Raw genomic sequence first — 1,069 nt, 5'->3', positions numbered from 1 at the left:
GGCTCGGTGTCCAGGCCGGGCCGCTTCGCGGTCGCTGCGCGAGCCAGGACACCGAGCCCGGAACCCTGGTACGGCGGAGCTGTCCGACCGAGGAGGGAACCTCGCCCAGGTGTGTTGTGGGCTTGGCCCGGCGGGGCGGGTGCGGGACGGTGGTGTGTGAAAAGGCAGGTCAGAGCGCCTACTAGGGTTGACCCAACCCCTAGAACATGGTTTAATTAAGCATGCCGGAAGGGGAGGGCAACCCCCGACCGGCGGCCCCGGGTGAACGGCCCGGCGGAACCCCCTCTCACCAGGAGAACCAACGTGAGCACTGCGAAGGCACCTGCCAAGCTCGAAACCATCCGCGCTCTGCTCGCCAAGGCGGAGGACTCCCGCACGCCGGAGGCGGAGGCGGAGCTTGCTCGGAAGCGGGCGTTCGAGATGATGGCCAAGTACGGCGTCGAGCAGGCGATGCTCAACGACGCCAGCTCGGCCAGCGATGCCCCGGCGGATCGCAAGATCGTTCTGGACAACCCGTGGGCGATGGAGCGAGTCCGCCTCATCAACCGCATCGCGCTTGCGCTCGGGTGCCCGCTCATCCACCTTGGCCGGGACGGCACCGGCCCAGCCCGCCGGGTCCACGTCTTCGGATACGCCAGCGACCTTCAGCGCGTCGAACTGCTCTACACCTCCCTCCTGCTCCAGATGAACAGCGGCTTGGCTGCACAGTCGGTCCCGGTAGGGCAAGGTGCGCGCGCATGGCGTCGCTCGTGGCTCCTTGGTTTCATCAGCCGGGTGGGCGACCGGATCGAGGAGGCCGAGCGCGGCGCACGCGATGCCGCCAAGGGGGAGACGACCACCACCGGCCGCAGCGCGGCGGTTGTGCTGGCCGACCGCAAGGCCGTCGTCTCGCGCAACTACCAGCAGGCATACCCGCGTGCGCGCAAGGGCGGCACCACGACCATGACCGGCAACGGCTACGGCGCCGGATGGAACGCGGGAAGCCGCGCCGACATCGGCGGTAAGCGGATCGGCCGCCCCTCGGCCGGGTCCATCGCCGCGTAACCCCACCGAGGGCCGGGGGCGGCCG

1 protein-coding gene is annotated in these 1,069 nt (G+C 70.0%); it reads left to right on the top strand.

Features of this window, described 5'->3' with window-relative positions; genetic code table 11:
* Positions 1-303 precede the first annotated feature (303 nt).
* On the top strand, positions 304-1,044 hold the full coding sequence (locus tag HCN56_RS21890; RefSeq protein ID WP_167973766.1) for a DUF2786 domain-containing protein: 741 nt from the start codon (positions 304-306) through the stop codon (positions 1,042-1,044).
* Positions 1,045-1,069 lie beyond the last annotated feature (25 nt).

The sequence above is a fragment of the Streptomyces lonarensis genome (assembly GCF_012033735.1).
Classification (GTDB): domain Bacteria; phylum Actinomycetota; class Actinomycetes; order Streptomycetales; family Streptomycetaceae; genus Streptomyces; species Streptomyces lonarensis.
This window is presented reverse-complemented; position numbering and strand designations above follow the sequence as displayed.